Source organism: Streptomyces sp. SID12488 (assembly GCF_010548275.1).
GTDB lineage: Bacteria > Actinomycetota > Actinomycetes > Streptomycetales > Streptomycetaceae > Streptomyces.
On sequence record NZ_JAAGLT010000033.1, the window covers coordinates 1 to 19,698 of the forward strand.

The 19,698-nt window shown below is 70.0% G+C and carries 16 protein-coding genes; 13 read left to right on the forward strand and 3 right to left on the reverse strand.

Features of this window, described 5'->3' with window-relative positions; translation table 11 throughout:
- Positions 1–879, forward strand: an 879-nt coding sequence (locus G3I56_RS35190; RefSeq protein WP_164416265.1) for a helix-turn-helix domain-containing protein, incomplete at its 5' end; no start/stop codon positions are given.
- A 23-nt stretch (positions 880–902) separates the two neighbouring features.
- On the opposite strand, the gene G3I56_RS35195 is transcribed toward G3I56_RS35190, so the two are convergent.
- On the reverse strand, positions 903–2,291 hold the full coding sequence (locus G3I56_RS35195; protein WP_164416267.1) for a glycoside hydrolase family 43 protein: 1,389 nt from the start codon (positions 2,289–2,291) through the stop codon (positions 903–905).
- A 364-nt stretch (positions 2,292–2,655) separates the two neighbouring features.
- Between G3I56_RS35195 and G3I56_RS35200 the strand changes: the two genes are divergently transcribed.
- The 3 genes from G3I56_RS35200 (at position 2,656) to G3I56_RS35210 (ending at position 5,004) form a co-directional block, all read left to right on the forward strand.
- Complete coding sequence (locus G3I56_RS35200) at positions 2,656–2,874, forward strand: hypothetical protein (RefSeq protein WP_239135298.1); 219 nt, start codon at positions 2,656–2,658, stop codon at positions 2,872–2,874.
- Between the two features lie 156 nt (positions 2,875–3,030).
- Positions 3,031–4,518, forward strand: a complete 1,488-nt coding sequence (locus G3I56_RS35205) for a flotillin family protein (protein ID WP_164416269.1) — start codon at positions 3,031–3,033, stop codon at positions 4,516–4,518.
- A gap of 39 nt (positions 4,519–4,557) precedes the next feature.
- Complete coding sequence (locus G3I56_RS35210; protein WP_164416271.1) at positions 4,558–5,004, forward strand: type II toxin-antitoxin system PemK/MazF family toxin; 447 nt, start codon at positions 4,558–4,560, stop codon at positions 5,002–5,004.
- A gap of 78 nt (positions 5,005–5,082) precedes the next feature.
- Here the strand turns inward: G3I56_RS35210 and G3I56_RS35215 are convergent, their stop codons facing one another.
- A complete protein-coding gene (locus G3I56_RS35215) occupies positions 5,083–5,892 on the reverse strand; it encodes a TIGR02452 family protein (protein ID WP_164416273.1) in 810 nt (269 codons plus the stop codon).
- A 278-nt stretch (positions 5,893–6,170) separates the two neighbouring features.
- On the opposite strand from G3I56_RS35215, the gene egtA reads away from it, so the two are divergent.
- The 5 genes from egtA to G3I56_RS35240 all read left to right on the forward strand — a co-directional run bounded on the left by egtA (position 6,171) and on the right by G3I56_RS35240 (position 10,900).
- On the forward strand, positions 6,171–7,487 hold the full coding sequence (gene egtA, locus G3I56_RS35220; protein ID WP_164416275.1) for an ergothioneine biosynthesis glutamate--cysteine ligase EgtA: 1,317 nt from the start codon (positions 6,171–6,173) through the stop codon (positions 7,485–7,487).
- Positions 7,484–8,806: an ergothioneine biosynthesis protein EgtB gene (gene egtB / locus G3I56_RS35225; protein ID WP_164416277.1), complete on the forward strand. Its 1,323-nt coding sequence runs from the start codon at positions 7,484–7,486 to the stop codon at positions 8,804–8,806. The genes egtA and egtB overlap by 4 nt, the downstream gene beginning before the upstream one ends.
- Positions 8,806–9,597, forward strand: a complete 792-nt coding sequence (egtC, locus tag G3I56_RS35230) for an ergothioneine biosynthesis protein EgtC (RefSeq protein ID WP_164416279.1) — start codon at positions 8,806–8,808, stop codon at positions 9,595–9,597. The genes egtB and egtC overlap by 1 nt, the downstream gene beginning before the upstream one ends.
- Positions 9,594–10,556, forward strand: coding sequence for an L-histidine N(alpha)-methyltransferase (gene egtD, locus G3I56_RS35235; protein WP_164416281.1), 963 nt, complete (start codon positions 9,594–9,596; stop codon positions 10,554–10,556). Before egtC ends, egtD begins: the two co-directional genes overlap by 4 nt.
- A 128-nt stretch (positions 10,557–10,684) precedes the next feature.
- Positions 10,685–10,900, forward strand: coding sequence for a dodecin (locus G3I56_RS35240; protein ID WP_164416283.1), 216 nt, complete (start codon positions 10,685–10,687; stop codon positions 10,898–10,900).
- An 18-nt stretch (positions 10,901–10,918) separates the two neighbouring features.
- Here G3I56_RS35240 and G3I56_RS35245 read toward each other — a convergent pair whose 3' ends face one another.
- On the reverse strand, positions 10,919–11,422 hold the full coding sequence (locus tag G3I56_RS35245) for a hypothetical protein (protein WP_164416285.1): 504 nt from the start codon (positions 11,420–11,422) through the stop codon (positions 10,919–10,921).
- Between the two features lie 93 nt (positions 11,423–11,515).
- On the opposite strand from G3I56_RS35245, the gene G3I56_RS35250 reads away from it, so the two are divergent.
- The 4 genes from G3I56_RS35250 (at position 11,516) to G3I56_RS35265 (ending at position 19,681) form a co-directional block, all read left to right on the forward strand.
- Positions 11,516–12,730: a right-handed parallel beta-helix repeat-containing protein gene (locus G3I56_RS35250; RefSeq protein ID WP_164416287.1), complete on the forward strand. Its 1,215-nt coding sequence runs from the start codon at positions 11,516–11,518 to the stop codon at positions 12,728–12,730.
- A 240-nt stretch (positions 12,731–12,970) separates the two neighbouring features.
- Entirely contained in the window at positions 12,971–14,383 is a 1,413-nt protein-coding gene (locus G3I56_RS35255; protein ID WP_164416418.1) for a family 43 glycosylhydrolase, read from the forward strand.
- Between the two features lie 77 nt (positions 14,384–14,460).
- Positions 14,461–17,265 carry a beta-L-arabinofuranosidase domain-containing protein gene (locus G3I56_RS35260; RefSeq protein ID WP_164416289.1) on the forward strand — a complete coding sequence of 935 codons (2,805 nt, stop codon included), beginning with the start codon at positions 14,461–14,463 and terminating at the stop codon, positions 17,263–17,265.
- A 202-nt stretch (positions 17,266–17,467) separates the two neighbouring features.
- Positions 17,468–19,681: an MMPL family transporter gene (locus G3I56_RS35265; RefSeq protein WP_164416291.1), complete on the forward strand. Its 2,214-nt coding sequence runs from the start codon at positions 17,468–17,470 to the stop codon at positions 19,679–19,681.
- Positions 19,682–19,698 lie beyond the last annotated feature (17 nt).

Consider the following 19,698-nt stretch of genomic DNA (forward strand, 5'->3'; position numbering starts at 1 on the left):
CTCTTCCGATCTCAGCCGCCGGACCCCGCCTGGCCGTCCGCCGCGGTGTCGCCGGACGGCGCCCCGGCGCTGTGGCTGGAGCGGACGGGGGCACCCAGCGTCGTCGACGCGGTGATCCTGGAGCGCGCGGCGGCTGCCATCCGGGGCGTCCTCGACCGCACCCGTGGTCGTGCACCGACGGCCCCCGCCGACGACCCGGCACTCGTCGAGACCCTTCTCGACGCCACCGCACCGGAGCAGGTACGGCTGCACGCGGCCCGGCGGCTGGGCCTGGACCCGGCCGCCCCGGCCCACGCGGTCGCCCCGTTCGACGGCCCGCCCCGTGTCCTGGCCGCCTCCGCCCTGCGCGGGCCGACCCCCGCCGGAGGCAGACCGCCGGCCCCGGAAAACCCGGCCCGCGCCAGGCCGGCCGACACCGACACCGGATCCGCCGGCCTCACCCTCCCGTCCGGCCGGGTCGGTGTCGGCCCCGCCGTGCCCGTGCTCGAACTGCCGGGCTCCTGGGCAGCGGCCCGCACCGCGCTCCGCTTCACCGCCGACGGCACCCCGCACGCCCCGGGACCACTCGTCGTGTACGCCGACGAACTCGGCGGTATCGGACTGCTCGCCGAGCTCGTCGTGCCGGGAGCGGATCCGCCACCCGACGTACAGGCGCTGGAGGCCGCGGTCGCGGACGCGCCCTGGATGCTGACGACGCTGCATGCCGTCGCCTCGACGGCGAGCCTGCGGGGCGCCGCCGTCGAGGTCAACGTCCACCACTCCACGCTCCAGGACCGGTTGGGCCACGCCGAGGCGCTCCTCGGCTGGCCCGTCCGTACTCCGCAGGGTCGGCTCAGGCTCCAACTGGCCCTGACCATGCGGCACTTGGGGCGTCAGTAATTGCGATGGCGGCAGGCCGTGGCTTACGCCCAGGCCGTCACCGGGACGAAGGAGCTGTCCTGGCGGAAGGTGTCCGTGCCGTCTGTCACGTCCACGCGCAGCTGGTAGTTGTAGTGGCGCAGGAAGTAGCCCGGGTAGTTGTACGACTCGAAGCGCACCGACCCCGACGCCGTGCCCGTCCGGGCGATGAACGTGGCGTCCCTCGCGAAGGTCGACGTACCGTCGTTGGCGTCGAAGCGGGCGCGGAAGTCCCAGTGGCGGAGGTAGTTGCCGGAGCTGTCGCGGAACGAGTAGCCGTTGCTGTCGGCCAGTCCCGCGACGACCGTGAAGGTGGACGCCTGCTTGAGCGCGGTGGTGCTGGAGCTGCTCACCACGGGGAGGTTGAGCAGGGAGGACTGCACCTGCCAGTAACGCGTCGAGTAGTTGACCGACTGGAAGGAGCGCGTGACGCCCTTCGACAGGGTCGGGCCGCCGCTGACCGTCTCCTTGACCACCGTGAAGTGACGGGCCGTTCCGGAGATGGAGGGCAGTGCCTTCGCGGCGCTCCAGGTGGCGAACGTGTCGTAGCTGTCGCTGTAGTAGTACTTCCCGTCGCCGTAGCCGTCGAAGAAGATCCGCCAGCCGCCGTTGTCCAGCTGGATCACGGACGGGCCTTCGCGGTAGCTGCCCCAGCCGGCCCAGTCGCCGGTCTTCTTGATGGTGTAGGGACCGGCGAGGCTGGTGGCGGTGGCGTACTCGATGTACTTCGTCGTCTCGTTCTTCGGGAAGGCGTGGTAGGTCGAGCCGATCTTCACGATGCAGGTGTCGATGTGGTTCGATCCGATGCCCGACAGCGCCACCGGTGAACTCCACGCCGTGAGCGCGGAATTGGTCGCCTTCAGCAGATACGGCGTGAAGATCCACTCGTCGCTGGTGACCGAGCAGGACACGATGATGTTCACGCTGCCGTCGCTGTCGACGAACCACTCGGGTGCCCATGCGCGGGACAGGTTGGCGATCGGGACCGTGTAGTCATACAGGAAGGTCCAGTTGACGCGGTCCGAACTGCGGGCGAAGCCGATGGTGGTGCTGGTGTCCTGCCAGGTGTGCGTGGTGTAGGTGACGTAGTAGTAGCCGTTGGTGTGCTTGAGGACGCTCGCGTCGCGGATGCGGTTGCTCGGCGGGGTGTAGGCCGAGGACTGCACCAGCCGGAAGTCGGTGGCGTCGTCGGACTGGTAGACGTTCACCGTGCCGTCGTTGCTGTTGAGGAACGGCACGATGGTGTAGCGCGTGGCGGAGCCGCTGGGCGGGGCCGCCGCGGCGGCGGTGCCGAGCAGTCCGGGCAGTTCGCCCAGGACGAGCGCCGAGGCGGGCAGGACGGCCAGCGCGCGCAGCAGACTGCGACGGGAGGGAGTGGGGCGGGAACTGGTCACGTGCGGCTCCTTGGTGATCCAACCGACGGCTCTCTACGTTCGACATTGCGAACGCAGTTCGGTAAATCGGTCAGACCGTAAATCCGAGTCGTGCGCACGTCAATACTTCGGACACGCTCCGGACCTGTGAACTTCCGCCCTGACGCACCACATTCGACATCCCGCACCGCACCACCCCCTCAGCGGTTACCCCGCGGTAGTGAAGCTGTGCAATCACTATGGGGAACACACCGGCGCGGCGCGACAGAGGTGTCTGGCCGCGCAGTTGGAGGCCGACCTGCGCCGGCACCAGCGGTGGCCGCCGTTCGAAGCCGTCGCCGACTCGACGGCGGCATAAGGGGGCTTGGACCCGTACGCTGTGACCATGGACGACGCGGCGATGGTCGGCTTGATGGGGCGGGTGACAGGCACGATCGGGCCGGGGCTGGTCGGCGAGGTGATCGTCCGGGTGCGCGGCGGCGCCGAGCACTTCCTGGCGTACGCCTCCGCGGCCCAGGATCGTATCGAGCGGGGGACGGTGGTCATGGTCGTCGAGTACCTGCCGCCACGCACCGTGTACGTCACCTCCGCGTACGACGGCTGAGCCCGGCGGACGCGCGGTCGTGGGGTCCGTACGTCTGCGGATGATCACGTGTGCGTCAAGCTTGCAACAAGGATTCCTCAGCGGCTGTACCCAGGCCTCGCACAGGAGCACCCTTGCGTCGTTCGGTGCCGAAAGGGCACCAGGCAAAGGGGGCGTATGCCGATGTTCGTCGGCGTCGTTGCGGGGGTCGCGGTAGTAGCCGTCCTCGCACTAATCGGTATTTTCAAGATGATGTGGCGGGTCGCTGAACCCAACGAGGCACTCATCATCTCCGGTTCCAAGCACAGGACCGAAGGCCTTGAGGCAGGCATGGGGTTCCGTATCGTCACCGGGCGGGGCACCCTCGTACTGCCCGGGGTCCAGGCGGTGCGCAAGATCTCGCTCGACCTGAACGAGACCGAACTGCATGTGGACTGTGTGACCACCCAGGGGATTCCGCTCAAGGTGCGGGGCGTGGTCATCTTCAAGGTGGGCGACGACTTCGTGTCGATCGCCAACGCGGGCCGCCGTTTCCTCGACCAGCAGAAGATGATGGCCGAGCGCGTGCACAACGTGTTCGCCGGTCATCTGCGGTCCATCGTCGGCGGGTTGACCGTCGAGGAGATGATCCGCGACCGCGAGAAGCTCACCGGGCAGACCCGGGCCGCGTGCGGCACGGAGATGGAGAAGCTCGGCCTGATCGTCGACTCCCTCCAGATCCACGAGATCGAGGACCCGACCGGGTACATCAAGAACCTCGCCATGCCGCACGCCGCCGCCGTCCAGCGGGACGCGCGCATCGCGCAGGCCGAGGCGAACCGGCTCGCCACCGAGGCCGAGCAGAAGGCCGCGGCGCGGATGTCGGAGGCCACCCGGGACAGCGAGATCCTCCAGGCCGGCTACCAGGCCGAGCGCGACAAGGCGGGCGCGAAGGCCCGGCAGGCCGGACCGCTCGCCGACGCCGCCGCCCGGCAGGACGTCGTCATCCAGGAGACGCGCATCGCCGAACTCGACGCCCTGCGCCGGGAACAGCAGCTCCAGGCGGACGTCCGCAAGCCGGCCGACGCGCAGGCCTACGAGACGCGGGCGCGGGCCGAGGCCGAGCGTGACGCGCGTATCTCGGCGGCGCAGGCCAAGGCCAAGGAGACCGAACTCGCGGCCCTGGCCGAGGCGAACCGGGTCAAGACGGCCGCGAACGCCGAGGCCGAGGCGACCAAGGCACGGGGTACGGCCGTCGCCATGGCGACCAGGGCCACCGGTGAGGCCGAGGCCGCCGCGTCCCAGGCCAAGGGCCTCGCCGCCGCCGAGGCGACGCGGGCGAAGGGGCTCGCGGAGGCGGAGACCATCAAGGCGCGGGCCGCCGCGCTCGCCGAGAACCAGGAGGCGGTGGTCGCCCAGCAACTCGCCGAGAACTGGCCGGAGATCGTGAAGGCCGGTGCGTCCGCGTTCGGCAGCGTGGACAACATGGTGGTGCTCAACGGCGCGGACGGCATGGCGGAGATGCTCGCCAAGGCACTCACCATGGGCGGTACGGGGCTGGGGCTGGCGCGGCAACTGCTCACGTCCATGAACCAGAACGGGCAGACACCGAACGGGACTTCGGCGCTGAACGGACTGGCGGCGCCGACAGTCCAGAAGGTGCCGGTGGAGAAGGACGAGGGGTGATGCGGTGAGTCACGGGGCTCAGGCTCTAACGTGAGCCCCGTGACTGCCTTCACCGATGCCGATGTTCCGGGGCGTTATGGCCCCTCCGCCACCACCGAGGCCGATCCTCGCGACGTCGGGCGGGTGCGTACGGAGTACTCGCCCGCCCACGACGGCGATCCCGATCCGGGCGAGATCGTGTGGACCTGGGTGCCGTTCGAGGAGAACGACGGGCGGGGCAAGGACCGGCCCGTACTTGTTGTCGCCCGCGAGGCCGCCGGGACGTTTCTCGCCGTGCAGTTGTCCAGCAAGCGGCACGACGGGGACCGGGAGTGGGTTCCGATCGGGAGCGGGCCGTGGGATCGCACCGGGCGGGACTCCTGGGTGGATGTGGACCGGGTGCTGCGGTTGTTCGAGGGCGGGATGCGGCGGGAGGCGTGTGCGTTGGACCGGATGCGGTTCAACTCCGTTGTGCGGCGGTTGCAAGAGCTGTACGGGTGGCGCTGAGGCTGTTTTCGCGGTTCGGGTGCGTGGGGGCTTGTCTCGCCCACGCGGCGGAGCCGCAAATGTCACAGCCCCGCGCCCCTACAGAGTGAACGTTCGCTCGAAAGCTGACCGTGTTGCCGCGTTCCTGGTGCGGTCCAGGATCGCGAACACGACCTTCTCGAATGTGCCCTCGAAACGGCCGGTCACCAGTAGGTCTCTGAACGTGGTCGCCACCGTCGCCGGGTCGTTCTGGAAGACTCCGCAGCCCCAGGCTCCCAGGACCAGGCGGCGGTAGCCCTCTGCCGCCGCCGTTTCGAGGACCCGCTCCGCGCGCGATGCCAGGGCCTGGGGGATGTCCGCCGCCCGCTCGGGGGCCGTTCGTCGTACGACGCCCGCGTTCGGGGCCGCCGAGGTGAGGAAGCCCGCCGTGTACGGATCGTCCAGCAGGCGGCCCCGGTCGTCGCGGAAGACCGGCACCCCGGGTGAGTGGATGACGCGGTCCGTGTAGAACGGGTCGCGGTGGGTGCGGTGGTGGTCGTAGAACTCGCGCACCTCTGTCAGGCAGGCGTAGAGCGCGGAGGCCCGGCACAGGGCTTCTTCCTGGGCCTGGGCGCCGTTCAGGTAGCCGCCGCCCGGGTTGCGGGCCGAGGAGAAGTTCAGGACCGCGACGGGGCCGGGGAGGCGACGGGCGGCCTCCAGGCTGCTCTCGCCGGTGACCTCGAAGGCGGTGTCCAGCGGTGAGGCCGCCTGAGGTACCTCCACCGGGCCAGGTCCGTACATGCGTGTGCCTGCCCGGGCGGCCTTGATCGCCGCGGCGAGTCGCACCGCGCGTCCGTCGGACGCGCGGTAGGAACCGGCCGCGACGATCTCCTCCGTCCCACGTGCGAGGTCGCGCAGGCGGGCGCTCATGGCGCCACCCCCGTGTGCTCCATGACCGTGCCTGGTACTCGCTCCCCCGCCGTGCTCATACAGGCATCGTGGGTGATGCTGGACACGCGGTGCAACAGAGTTTCCCGGGTATACGAACGGCTCACAAACGCCATGGAAACGGAGATCCATCGTCCTGAAAGTGCCCATGTGCACCCTTGTGCGATTCGGCGCGAGGGGTTTGGGTGGGACGAGCGTTGCCTGTCCGGCCCACCCGAAGCCGGGCCGGCGGCATGGTGGAATCTCAGGAGGATCCCGACATGTCCGATTCGGTAAGCGGCTGTACAAAGCGCCGCACCGCCCTCTCCGAGGCCGAGGTCGAAGCCCTGGTCCGGGGGATCTGCTTCAAGACCGGACCACCCCGCACCCTCGGTGTCGAGGTGGAATGGATCGTCCACGAGCTGCGGCAACCACAGCTCCCCGTGACACCCGAACGGCTCGAGGCGGCCTACGCCGCTCTGCGGACCCTGCCTCTCAGGTCGGCGCTCACCGTCGAACCGGGCGGTCAGCTGGAGCTCAGCTCCGCTCCCGCCGACTCCCTGATGGAGTGCGTCGGGTCCGTCTCCGCCGACCTGGACGCCGTACGCGCGGAACTGCGTGAGCACGGTCTCGGTATCGTCGGAATCGGCCAGGATCCCTGGCACCCGCCCCGTCGTTTCCTGCACGAGCCGCGCTACGACGCCCTGGAGCGGTCCCTCGACCTCACGGGCCCGGCCGGCCGCGCCATGATGTGCACCTCGGCCTCCGTGCAGGTGTGCCTCGACGCCGGTCACGAGGAGCCGGGCCCTCTCGGGCACGGACGGCGCTGGTGGCTCGCGCACCAGCTCGGCGCGGTCCTGGTGGCCGCCTTCGCCAACTCCCCGCTCGCCGTGGGCAGCCCCACCGGCTGGCGTTCCACCCGGCAGGTGCTGTGGATGGAGATCGGCGCCGGGAGGGCGGGGGCCCAGCCGCTGGACGCCGAGCCGCGGCAGGCCTGGGCCCGGCATGTGCTCGACGCCCCGGTGATGTGCGTACGGCGGGACAGCGGACCGTGGGACGTGCCGGAGGACGGGCTGACGTTCCGGGAGTGGATCCGGTCCGGGGCGCCCCGGCCGCCGACCCGGGAGGATCTCGACTACCACCTGACGACCCTGTTTCCGCCGGTCCGGCCGCGCGGGCATCTCGAACTGCGCATGATCGACGCCCAGCCCGGCGAGGACGGCTGGATCGTCCCGCTCGCCGTCACGGCCGCGCTCTTCGACGACCCCGAGGCCGCCGAGGTGGCCTACCGGGCGGTGAAACCGCTCGCCGAGCGCACCGGGTCAGTGCCCGCCCCGCACAATCCGCTGTGGTCCGACGCGGCCCGTTACGGCCTGGCCGACCCCGAGCTGCACGAGGTCGCCCTCGTCTGCTTCACGGCCGCCCTGGACGCCCTGCCCCGGCTCGGTGCGAGCCAGGAGGTCGTCGACGCCGTCGCCGCGTACCTCGACCGCTATGTCGTTCCGGGCCGTTGCCCCGCCGACGACCTGCTCGACAGCCTGCGCGACACGGATCCGCGTGCGCACGGGACTTCGTACGGAAGGAATTCGCGCACATGACCGACCCCGCCCTGGACCCGGAGACGCTCCGGGAGCGGGCCCTTGCCGCGCTCACCACCGCGCGGGAGCGGACCACGCTCCTCACCTCCGTGGCCGATCCCGAACTCACCGCCCAGCACTCGCCGTTGATGTCCCCGCTGGTGTGGGACCTCGCGCACATCGGCAACCAGGAGGAGATGTGGCTGCTGCGCGCGGTCGCCGGGCGGGAGGCGATGCGGCCCGAGATCGACGGTCTGTACGACGCCTTCGAGCACTCCCGCGCCGAGCGGCCCTCGCTGCCACTGCTGCCGCCCGCCGAGGCCCGTAAGTACGCGGCGGAGGTACGCGGCAGGGCCCTGGACGTGCTGGAGAGCGCCGCGTTCGAGGGTACGGGCGCTCGGCTGACGGAGGCCGGGTTCGCCTTCGGGATGATCGCCCAGCACGAACAGCAGCACGACGAGACGATGCTGATCACCCATCAGCTGCGGAAGGGGCCTGCGGCTCTCCATGCTCCCGACCCCGCGCCCGCTCCCCCGTTCACCGGTCCGGCCGAAGTCCTGGTCCCCGGTGGCCCGTTCACGATGGGCACCTCGACCGAGCCGTGGTCCCTGGACAACGAACGGCCCGCGCACCGGCGCGAGGTGGCACCCTTCCTCATCGACACGACCCCGGTGACGAACGCCGCCTACCAGGCGTTCATCTCGGACGGCGGCTACGACGATCCGCGCTGGTGGACGCCGGACGGCTGGGCGCATGTGCGGCAGAACTCCCTGTACGCACCGCTGTTCTGGTTCCGGGAGGACGGGCAGTGGCTGCGGCGGCGGTTCGGGGTCACCGAGGTGGTGCCGCCCGAGGAGCCCGTCGTGCACGTCTGCTGGTACGAGGCGGACGCGTACGCCCGCTGGGCCGGGCGCCGGCTGCCCACCGAGGCGGAGTGGGAGAAGGCCGCCCGGCACGACCCGGTGAACGACCGCTCGACACGCTACCCGTGGGGCGACGCCGACCCCACGCCCGAGCACGCCAACCTCGGCCAGCGGCATCTGCGTCCGGCGCCCGCCGGAAGCTATCCGGCCGGTGAATCGCCGCTCGGGGTACGGCAGTTGATCGGTGACGTGTGGGAGTGGACGGCGAGCGATCTGCTGCCGTACCCGGGGTTCAGCATGTTCCCGTACAAGGAGTACTCGGAGGTGTTCTTCGGCCCCGAGTACAAGGTGCTGCGCGGCGGTTCGTTCGCCGTGGACGCGGTGGCCTGCCGGGGGACGTTCCGCAACTGGGACTATCCGATCCGGCGGCAGATCTTCTCCGGGTTCCGCACCGCCCGTACCCCGGAGGCTGTCTGATGTGCCGTCAACTGGCCTTCCTGGGGCCCCCGGAGGCGATCGGCAGCGTAGTGACGGAGCCGCCGCACGGGCTGTACCGGCAGTCGTGGGCGCCCCGGCACCAGCGGCACGGTACCGTCAACGCCGATGGTTTCGGCGTCGGTTGGTACGCGGAGGGCGATCCGGTGCCGGCCCGCTACCGGCGCGCCGGGCCCGTCTGGGGGGACGCGTCGTTCGCCGACCTCGCCCGGGTCGTACGGACCACCGCGCTGCTCGCCGCCGTACGGGACGCGACGCTGGCCGGCGCCGACGGAGAGGCCGCCGCGGCGCCCTTCGCCGCCGGTGCCTGGCTGTTCGGGCACAACGGGGCGGTCAGAGGCTGGCCGGGGTCCCTCGCGCCTCTCGTACAGGCCCTGCCCGGCGAGGAGTTGCTGTCGATGGAGGCGCGCTCCGACTCGGCGTTCCTGTGGGCGCTGGTGCTGCACCGGCTGCACGCCGGTGACGACGTCGGCCGGGCGTTGGCCCGCACCGTCCTGGAGGTCGACGCGGCGGCCCCCGGTTCCCGGCTCAACCTGCTGCTCACCGACGGCACGACGATCGCCGCGACCACCTGGGGCGACACCCTGTTCCACCTGACCGGGCCCGGCCCCCGCACGGTGGTGGCGTCCGAGCCGTACGACGACGATCCCCGCTGGCAGGAGGTACCCGACCGCACCCTCGTCATCGCGAGCCGCACCGAGGTCCGGCTCACCCCGCTCCGGGACATGAGCGACGACCTGGCATCCGTACCACCCGAGGAGCTTCGTACGTGAGTCCGTTCCTGGTCACCCGCACCCTGCCCGAGGACGCCACGGAGGCCGCCCTGCGTGCCGACGTACTCCACGGGCTCACCCGCACGCCCAAGACCCTCCCGCCGAAGTGGTTCTACGACGCCCACGGCAGTGAACTCTTCGACGAGATAACCGAGTTGCCCGAGTACTACCCGACCCGGGCCGAGCGCGAGATCCTGCTCGCCCGGGCCGGGGAGATCGCCGCCGCGACCGGTGCGCGCACGCTGGTCGAGCTGGGCTCCGGCTCGTCGGAGAAGACACGGCACCTGCTGGACGCGCTGCCGGACCTGGAGACGTATGTCCCGGTCGACGTCAGTGAGAGCGCGCTGCGGCAGGCGGGCGAGGCATTGATCGCCGAGCGGCCCGGGCTCGGCGTGCACGCGCTGATCGCCGACTTCACCGGCGGTCTGGCGCTGCCGGGCACTCCCGGGCCCCGGCTGCTGGCGTTCCTCGGCGGCACGATCGGCAATCTGCTGCCCACCGAGCGGGCCGCGTTCCTGTCCTCGGTCCGATCCCTGCTGTCGCCCGGCGACGCGCTGCTGCTCGGCACGGACCTGGTCAAGGACGAGTCGGTGCTGGTCCCGGCGTACGACGACGCGGCGGGCGTGACGGCTGCCTTCAACAAGAACGTGCTGACCGTCGTCAACCGCGAACTGGGCGCCGACTTCGACCCGGACGCGTTCGATCATGTGGCTTTGTGGGACTCGGACAACGAGTGGATCGAGATGCGGCTGCGCTCGCTCGCCGAGCAGACCGTGAAGATCCCCGTACTCGATCTCGCCGTCGACTTCGCGGTGGGCGAGGAGTTGCGCACGGAGGTGTCGGCGAAGTTCCGGAAGGAGGGTGTGGGCGCCGAACTGGCCGCCGCCGGGCTGGAGCCGACCCGCTGGTGGACGGACGAGCGGGGCTTTTTCGCCCTGTCGCTGAGCGTCGCCCGTTAGCGACACCTCGCGAACCACCGCCACATGGGGCACGGTGGAACGTGGAACGCCGCCAGGAAGATCCATCGCACCCAGTATCTCCAGTACCGCGAACCAGTACATCCAGTACCGCGAAGAGGAGCACCCGCATGTCGAACCACACCTATCGGGTCACCGAGATCGTCGGCACCTCGCACGAGGGCGTCGACCAGGCCGTCCGCAACGGCATCAGCCGGGCCTCGCAGACCCTGCGCAACCTGGACTGGTTCGAGATCACGCAGGTCAGGGGCCAGATCGTGGACGGGCAGGTCGAGCACTACCAGGTCGGCCTGAAGGTCGGCTTCCGGCTGGACGACGGCGAGTGACAGCCGCAGGCCACCTGCTCAGGTCCGTCCCTCGTCCTCCTGCGCCTCCTTCAGCGCGGCCGACTCGGCCGTCCAGCGGGCCCGTACGACCCTGAATCCCGCGCGTTCCGCGTCCTGGCAGACGAGTTCGTCGTCGTCCACCAGGACGCGGATCTCGCGGTCGCGGGCCAGCCGGCGCAGGATCTCCAGTTTGGTGCTGCGGGCGGGCCGGCGGTCGTCGTTGCGCCGCATCCAGACACGGCCCTCGGGCAGTCCGTGCGCGGCCAGCCAGGCGAGCGTGTCCCGGCGGCAGCGCTCGGGCCGTCCGGTGAGGTAGACGACCTCGCACTCCCGCGCGCTCTCCAGGGCCAGCGCGACGCCCTCGGTCAGGGGCGGGTCGTGCGGCGCGGCGGCGAAGAAGGCCGCCCAGTCACGCGGCTTGCGTTCCAGGAACCGCTGCCGGTGCGCGGTGTCGGCGAGCGTGTTGTCGAGGTCGAACACGGCGAGCGGTCTGCTGCCGCTCGGGTTGCTGTTCTGCGTCACGATCCCTGACCCTAGTCAGCCGGACCCGGCAACCTCCACGGCGTCGGCGCCCACTCCTTGGCGACACAGCCGAGGCAGAGGCGGGAGCCGTACATGCGCAACGCAGCGATCCGGACGGGAACGGCGGTCCTGGGCACCGCGTTAATGACAGCGGGGATGCTCGTGGGCGTTGCCGAGGGGGCGAGTGCCGCGACGACGCTCGTCGTGGCGACGGGCGGCGACGACTCGGCGCCGGGCACCCTCGCACGCCCTCTGAAGACCATCCAGAAGGCCGTCGACCTGGCGAAACCGGGCGACACGATCACCGTGCGCGGGGGCACCTACGTCCTCACCGACAACATCACCATCGCCACCTCCGGCACCGCGTCCCAGCCCATCACCCTGGGCACCTACGCGGGCGAGCGGGTCGTCGTCGACGGTGAGCGCCTCCCTGCCAGTCACACACCGGTCGGCGGCAGCATCCCGCGCGCCGAGCGCGGCGCCGTCCACCAGGAGGCGTCGTACTGGCGGATCTCGGGCCTTGAGATCGTGAACGGGCCGTACGGCGTGTACTGCGACGGCTGCAACAACAACGTCTTCGCCCGCCTGATCACACACGACAACTACGAGTCCGGTTTCCAGCTCCAGGGTTCCTCCAGCAACAACCAGATCCTGGACCTGGACAGTTACGGCAACCGCGATCCGCGCAAGAACGGCGAGAGCGCGGACGGGCTGGCCGTCAAGGAGGGCAGCGGAACCGGCAACGTGGTGCGGGGCGCGCGGTTGTGGAACAACGTCGACGACGGCTTCGACGCCTGGAAGTTCACCTCGCCGGTCACGATCGAGAACACCGTCACGTACGGCAACGGCTACAACCGCTGGAACTTCCCCGACTTCGCGGGCGACGGCAACGGCTTCAAGCTCGGCGGGGGCACCCCGGCGCCCGCCGTGGCGCATGTCCTGCGCAACACGGCCTCGTTCAAGAACGCGGCGCACGGCTTCACGGACAACGGCAATCCGGGCGCCATCGGCGTCAACCGCTGTACCGCGTACGGAAATGCGGGCACCGGCTTCGACTTCGACGGCTCCGGGGGACGCGCCACCCTCACCGCCAACCTGTCGGTCGCCGACGGTCGTGCCGTCGCCGTCGGCTCCGCCACTGTCTCGACCGGCAACTCCTGGAATCTGGGCGGCACTTGGAACGCCACTTCGGTACTGAGCACCGACCCGGCGGCCATCACGGGCACGCGTCGCGCGGACGGTTCGCTGCCCGCCGCCCCCAACTTCCTTGTGCCGCGCGCCGGAACGAACATCGGAGCACGCTTCTAGGCGATCTCCGGAGGGTTGCCGAGGGGCGCATCCGGGGGCGTGAGCGATCAACCGGAATTCAATCTGTCGGAAACATTGACTCGCTCACGCCCCATACCTATCTTTCGGTCGAACCTCCGTACGTCGTTCCATATATCGAACAATGTCGGCCCGGGAACAGGCCGCTGAAGGAGACTCGCCGTGGACCGCCCCCGCAGCAGCTCGACCAGCCGACGCACGCTCCTCAAGGCCTGCACGGCGCTGGTCGTCGCCGTGACCGTGCCCGTCGTCGTCGGCACCCCGGCGTTCGCCGCCGTTCCGGCCTCCCCGGCCGTCACCTTCACCAACCCGGTCGCCGAGCAGCGCGCCGACCCGCACATCTACCGGCACACCGACGGCTACTACTACTTCACCGCCACGGTCCCCGCGTACGACCGGATCGTGCTACGCCGGGCCACCACGCTCCAGGGCCTGGCGACCGCCGCCGAGACGACCATCTGGACCAAGCACGCCACCGGTGACATGGGCGCCCACATCTGGGCTCCGGAGATCCACTTCATCGACGGCAAGTGGTACGTGTACTTCGCGGCCGGCGCCTCGAACGACATCTGGAAGATCCGCCCGTACGTCCTGGAGTCCTCGGCCGCCAATCCGATCACCGGAACCTGGACCGAGAAGGGCCGGATCGCGCTGCCGCTGGACACCTTCTCGCTCGACGCGACGACCTTCGTGGTGAACGGCACCCGCTATCTGAGCTGGGCGCAGAACGACCCGGCCGTCGGCGACGGCACCAACATCTACCTCGCGAAGATGTCCAACCCCTGGACCATCAGCGGCACTCCGGCGATGATCTCCCGGCCCACGCTGTCCTGGGAGATCATCGGGCACACGGTGAACGAGGGTCCGTCGGTCATCGAGCGCAACGGGAAGCTCTTCATGGCCTTCTCGGCGAGCGCCACCGACGCCAACTACTGCCTGGGTCTGCTGACCGCGTCCACCTCCGCCGACCTGCTCGACCCGGCCTCCTGGACGAAGAGTTCGCAGCCGGTGTTCACGAGCAACGCCTCGACCGGGCAGTACGGGCCGGGCCACAACACCTTCACGGTCTCCGAGGACGGCAAGTCCGACGTCCTCGTCTACCACGACCGCAACTACAAGGACATCAGCGGCGATCCGCTCAACGACCCCAACCGGCGCACCCGTTACCAGAAGCTGTACTGGAACGCCGACGGCACCCCGAACTTCGGCATCCCGGTCTCCGACGGGCTCACCCCGGTCCGCTTCTCGTCGTTCAACTACCCGGACCGGTACATCCGGCACTGGGAGTACCGGGCGAAGCTGGAGGCGAACGTCACCAACCTCGCCGACTCGCAGTTCCGGATCGTCACCGGACTGACCGGCTCCGGGACCGTCTCGCTGGAGTCGGCGAACTTCCCCGGCTACTACCTCCGGCACAAGAACTACGAGCTGTGGGTGGAGAAGAACAGCGGCACGGCCACCTTCCTGGCCGACGCGTCCTTCACCCGGCGGGCGGGCCTCGCCGACCCGGCCGGGGTGTCCTTCGAGTCGTACAACTTCCCGGGCCGTTACATCCGGCACTACAACGGCCTGATCCAGCTCCAGCCGCTGAGCACCTCCCTGGACCAGCAGGACGCGACCTACTACGCCGAGTAGACCGCCGGGCGAAAACCCGTACAGATCAAGGGACTTCAGAGCTCAACCACGTCAGTCACCTCAGAGACGAGGCACATGTGACACCCCACCTGTCGAGACGGTTTCTGCTCCAGAGCGCGATCCTCGCCGCCGCCGCGCCGACGTTCGCCTCCGCCGCCTCCGGCCGGGCCGCCGCCGCTGCCCTGCCCGCGCCGTCCGCCTGGACGCTCCGTCCGTTCGAGCTGAAGGACGTCTCGCTCGGCCAGGGCGTCTTCGCGAGCAAGCGCCAGCTGATGCTGGACCACGGGCGCGGTTACGACGTGAACCGGCTGCTCCAGGTGTTCCGCGCCAACGCCGGCCTGTCCACCGGCGGGGCGGTCGCCCCGGGCGGCTGGGAGGGCCTGGACGGCGAGGCCAACGGCAACCTGCGCGGCCACTACACCGGCCACTTCCTGAGCATGCTGTCGCAGGCGTACGCGAGCACCGGGGAGCAGGCCTACGCCGACAAGATCGGGACGATGGTCGGCGCGCTGACCGACGTGCGCGCGGCGCTGCGCACCGACCCGCGCATGCTCACCGTCACCGGGAAGTGGGGCGGCGCGCACGAGAACGTGCGGGGCTCCTACCAGTACGTGGACCTCCCGGCGGCCGTACTGGGCGGTGCCGCGGCGATCACCCTGTCGGTCTGGGTCAAGCCCACGCACGACGCCAACTGGCAGCGGGTCTTCGACTTCGGCAACGACACCACCCGGTACATGTACCTGGCCTCCCGCAACGGCAGCGGGGTCCCGCGGTTCGCCATCACCACCAACGGTGCCGGCGGCGAACAGGGCCTCAACGGCACCTCCGCACTGCCGCTGAACCAGTGGAGCCACCTCGCGGTGACCATCACCGGCACCACGGGCACCCTCTACGTCAACGGCACCGCCGTCGCCACGAACACCGCGATGACCGTCAACCCGTCCGCCCTGGGCACCCTCACGAACAACTGGCTCGGCCGCTCGAACTACTCAGGCGACCCCGTCTACTCGGGAGCCTTCGACGAGTTCAACGTCTACTCGCGCGCCCTGGCCGCCGCCGACATCACCTCACTGCAGAGCAACGAGGCCAAGAAGTCCACCGCGGGGCTCGGCAACCTCGCCTCGTACTACTTCTCCGCCACCTCCGGCGGCACGTTCGGCGATGCCTCCGGGCGCGGGCTGACCGCCACCCTGCGCCGCACCTGGGGCGGCCCGAGCCACGCCGGGTTCCTCGCCGCCTACCCGGAGACGCAGTTCATCGCACTGGAGTCGATGACGAGCGGCGACTACACGAAGGTGTGGGCGCCCTACTACACGGCGCACAAGATCCTCAAGGGTCTGCTGGACGCCTACCTCGCGACGGACGACACCCGGGCGCTGGACCTCGCGTCGGGCATGTGCGACTGGATGTACTCCCGGCTGTCCAAGCTGCCCGACGCCACCCTGCAGCGGATGTGGGGCATCTTCTCCAGCGGCGAGTTCGGCGGCATCGTCGAGACCATCGTCGACCTGTACACGATCACCGCCAAGGCCGATCACCTCGCCCTGGCCAAGCTGTTCGACCTCGACACGCTCATCGACGCGTGCGCGGCCAACACCGACACCCTGAACGGCCTGCACGCCAACCAGCACATCCCGATCTTCACCGGATACGTACGGCTGTACGACGCGACGGGTGAGACGCGCTATCTGACCGCCGCGAAGAACTTCTGGGGCATGGTCGTCCCGCAGCGCATGTACGGGATCGGCGGCACGAGCACGGGTGAGTTCTGGAAGGCGCGCGGGGTGATCGCGGGGACGGTCAGCGACACCAACGCGGAGACCTGCTGCGCGTACAACCTGCTCAAGCTGAGCCGGACGCTGTTCTTCCACGAACAGGATCCGAAGTACATGGACTACTACGAGCGGGCCCTCTACAACCAGGTGCTCGGCTCCAAGCAGGACAAGGCCGACGCCGAGAAGCCGCTCGTCACGTACTTCATCGGGCTCACGCCCGCGCATGTGCGCGACTACACGCCCAAGCAGGGCACCACCTGCTGCGAGGGCACGGGCATGGAGAGCGCCACGAAGTACCAGGACTCGGTGTACTTCAAGGCGGCCGACGGCGCCTCCCTGTACGTCAACCTGTACAGCCCCTCCACCCTGAACTGGGCCGAGAAGGGCGTCACGGTCACCCAGACCACCGAGTACCCGAAGGAGCAGGGCACCACGCTCACGATCGGGGGCGGCAGCGCGGCCTTCGCACTGCGGCTGCGGGTGCCGGTCTGGGCGACGGCCGGGTTCCAGGTGACCGTCAACGGGCAGGCGGTGAGCGGGACTCCGGTCGCCGGTAGTTACTTCGCGGTGTCGCGGACCTGGCAGAGCGGCGATGTCGTCCGGATCAGTGTGCCGTTCCGGCTGCGGGTCGAGAAGGCGCTCGACGACCCGTCGCTCCAGGCCCTGTTCTACGGGCCGGTGAACCTGGTCGCGCGGAGTTCGAGCACCAGCTATCTGTCCGTCGGGCTGTACCGCAACGCCGCGCTCTCGGGCGATCTGCTGCCCTCCCTGACCCCGGTGAGCGGCAAGCCGCTGCATTACACACTGAACGGCACCGAGTTCGCCCCCTTCTCCGAGGGGACCGAGGACCCGACGCACGCCTATGTCCGGCGCGCCGAACCCACGGTCGTGTTCGGGACCGTCTCCTCCGGGGTCGCCAACCCGGCGAAGACCGACGGCACCACACTGCTCGACGAGATCTGGGCGGGGGCGCCCTTCGCGAACAAGGCCGCGCTCGTAGCCCGGGTGCGGTCGACCACGGCGGCCTGGGTGACGGCGGGGCTGCTGACGCAGGCGGCGGCCGACACGGTGGTGAGCACGGCGCAGGCGGCCTCGTACGTGGCCTGACCGTCGTACGTCTGCTGATCATCGCTGGCGGTACCCCTGACCCGAGGGGTGCCGCCAGTCCTGCGTACGGACGACCGTCGAGGGCGCCTGTACTGCGTTCTCAGTAGTCGCGATTGTCGGCAGGCGCACGACGACGGGAGGGGGTCGGTCCCGGGAACCTTGTCGGGTACCCGAGATCCGATGATGTGGAGACCTCCCCCTCGTGGCCACCTTCCTGTACAAGCTGGGCCGACTGGCCTTCCGGCGGCGCTGGTACGTCGCCCTGATGTGGCTGGCGGTGCTCGCCGCCGTCGGTGCCGGTGCCGCGACCGCGCCCGCCGCTCCCGACGCGGACAACACGATGCCGGGAATCGAGTCCCAGAAGGCCTTCGACCTGATGGACCAGCGGTTCCCCGGCTCCAACGCGCACGGCGCGAACGCCCGGGTGGTGTTCGTGGCGCCGGGCGGCGAGAAGGTCACCGCCACCGAGAACAGGGCGGCGATCGAGAAGTTCGTGGGCGAGATGGCCGACGGTTCACAGGTCGCGTCCGCCACGGACCCCTTCCAGGCACAGGCGGTCAGCGAAAACGCCTCGACGGCGTACGCCACCGTCAGCTACAAGGCGAAGCCCGACGATCTCACCGACGCCACCAAGACCCGTCTCAAGGACGCCGTCAAGGAGGCACAGAGCTCGGGGCTGACCGTCGAGGTCGGCGGTACGGCGCTGGCGACGACGCCCTCGGCGGGCGGCGCCGCGGAGGCGATCGGTATCGCCATCGCGGCCCTCGTCCTGATCGTCACCTTCGGTTCACTGGCCGCCGCCGGGCTGCCGCTGCTGACCGCGGTCATCGGGGTGGGCGTCAGCATGGCGTCGATCCTGGCGCTGAGCAGCACGCTCGGTCTGTCCTCGACGACCGGGACGCTCGCCAGCATGCTGGGGCTGGCCTGCGGTATCGACTACGCCGTGTTCATCGTCTCCCGGTACCGGGAGGAGCGCGGCAAGGGGCACGGCCCGCAGGAAGCGGCGGCTCTGGCGACCGGTACCGCCGGTTCGGCGGTCGTCTTCGCCGGTCTCACCGTCGTCATCGCGCTGGCCGGGCTGATGGTGGTCGGCGTGCCGATGCTGACGAAGATGGGGCTCGCGGCAGCCGGCGCTGTCGGCGTGGGCGTGCTCATCGCGCTGACACTGGTGCCGGCCCTGGTCGGGTTCTGGCCGAATGCCCTGCTCTCGCGCTCCACCAGGAAGACCGGGCAGATCAAGGAGGCCGACGAGCACAACGGCGGCACCCGCTGGGCCCGGTTCGTGCTGCGCCGCCCGATCCCGGTACTGATCGCCTCGGTGGCCGGTCTCGGCGCCCTCGCGATACCCGTGATGGACCTCCAGCTGGGCACGTCCGGCGACGAGGCCAAGCCGACCTCCACCACCGAGCGCCGCGCCTACGACGACCTCGCGACGGCCTTCGGCCCCGGCTTCAACGGGCCCCTGACGATCGTCGTGGACGCCGAGGGGGCTGCCGACGCCAAGGGCGCGGTGGCGACGATCTCCGAGAAGATCGCCGCCACGAAGGGGGTCGTGTCCGTCTCGCCGGCCCGCTTCAATCCCGCCGGCGACACGGCGATCTTCTCCGCCGTCCCGGCCGACGCGCCGACCAGCACGAAGACCCAGGATCTCGTCAAAAGCATCCGGTCCGAGCGGGCGGCCACGGTGTCCGGCACGGACGCGGAGTTCAGCGTCACCGGCAGCACGGCGGCGAACATCGACGTCGCCCAGAAGATGCAGGACGCGCTGGTCCCGTATCTGATCGTGGTCGTGGGTCTGGCCATCGTGCTGCTCCTGCTGGTCTTCCGGTCGATCCTGGTCCCCGTCAAGGCGGCCCTCGGATTCCTCCTTTCGGTGCTGGCGGCGCTCGGCTCCGTCATCGCGGTGTTCCAGTGGGGCTGGGGCGCCTCGCTCCTGGGCGTCGAGACGACCGGTCCGATCATGAGCATGATGCCGATCTTCCTGGTGGGCATCGTCTTCGGCCTCGCGATGGACTACGAGGTGTTCCTGGTCGCCCGGATGCGGGAGGCGTACGTCCACGGTGACGGGCCCGCGCAGGCGGTCGTCACCGGGTTCCGGTACAGCGCGCGGGTCGTGGTCGCCGCCGCGCTGATCATGATGGCCGTCTTCTCCGGGTTCATCGGGGCCGGCGAGTCCATCATCAAGATGATCGGCTTCGGACTTGCCGTGGCCGTCCTGTTCGACGCCTTCGTGGTCCGGATGGCGTTCGTCCCCGCCGTACTGGCCCTGCTCGGCAAGGCCGCCTGGTGGATGCCGGGCTGGCTGGACAAGGTGCTGCCCAAGGTCGACGTGGAGGGCGAGGCACTCGCCCACCGGGCGGCCACACCCGAGAACGGGGCGGACGGAACGGCAGACCGGGAGGCGGTCCGGGTCTGACATTCGGCCGTACGCCC

What these genes read in the sequence shown, in the direction of transcription:
- G3I56_RS35200 (WP_239135298.1), top strand. Translation starts at nt 2,656, where the DNA reads ATGGACGACGCGGCGATGGTCGGCTTGATGGGGCGGGTGACAGGCACG.
- G3I56_RS35205 (WP_164416269.1), top strand. Translation starts at nt 3,031, where the DNA reads ATGCCGATGTTCGTCGGCGTCGTTGCGGGGGTCGCGGTAGTAGCCGTC.
- G3I56_RS35215 (WP_164416273.1), bottom strand. Translation starts at nt 5,892, where the DNA reads ATGAGCGCCCGCCTGCGCGACCTCGCACGTGGGACGGAGGAGATCGTC.
- egtA (WP_164416275.1), top strand. Translation starts at nt 6,171, where the DNA reads ATGTCCGATTCGGTAAGCGGCTGTACAAAGCGCCGCACCGCCCTCTCC.
- egtB (WP_164416277.1), top strand. Translation starts at nt 7,484, where the DNA reads ATGACCGACCCCGCCCTGGACCCGGAGACGCTCCGGGAGCGGGCCCTT.
- egtC (WP_164416279.1), top strand. Translation starts at nt 8,806, where the DNA reads ATGTGCCGTCAACTGGCCTTCCTGGGGCCCCCGGAGGCGATCGGCAGC.
- G3I56_RS35240 (WP_164416283.1), top strand. Translation starts at nt 10,685, where the DNA reads ATGTCGAACCACACCTATCGGGTCACCGAGATCGTCGGCACCTCGCAC.
- G3I56_RS35250 (WP_164416287.1), top strand. Translation starts at nt 11,516, where the DNA reads ATGCGCAACGCAGCGATCCGGACGGGAACGGCGGTCCTGGGCACCGCG.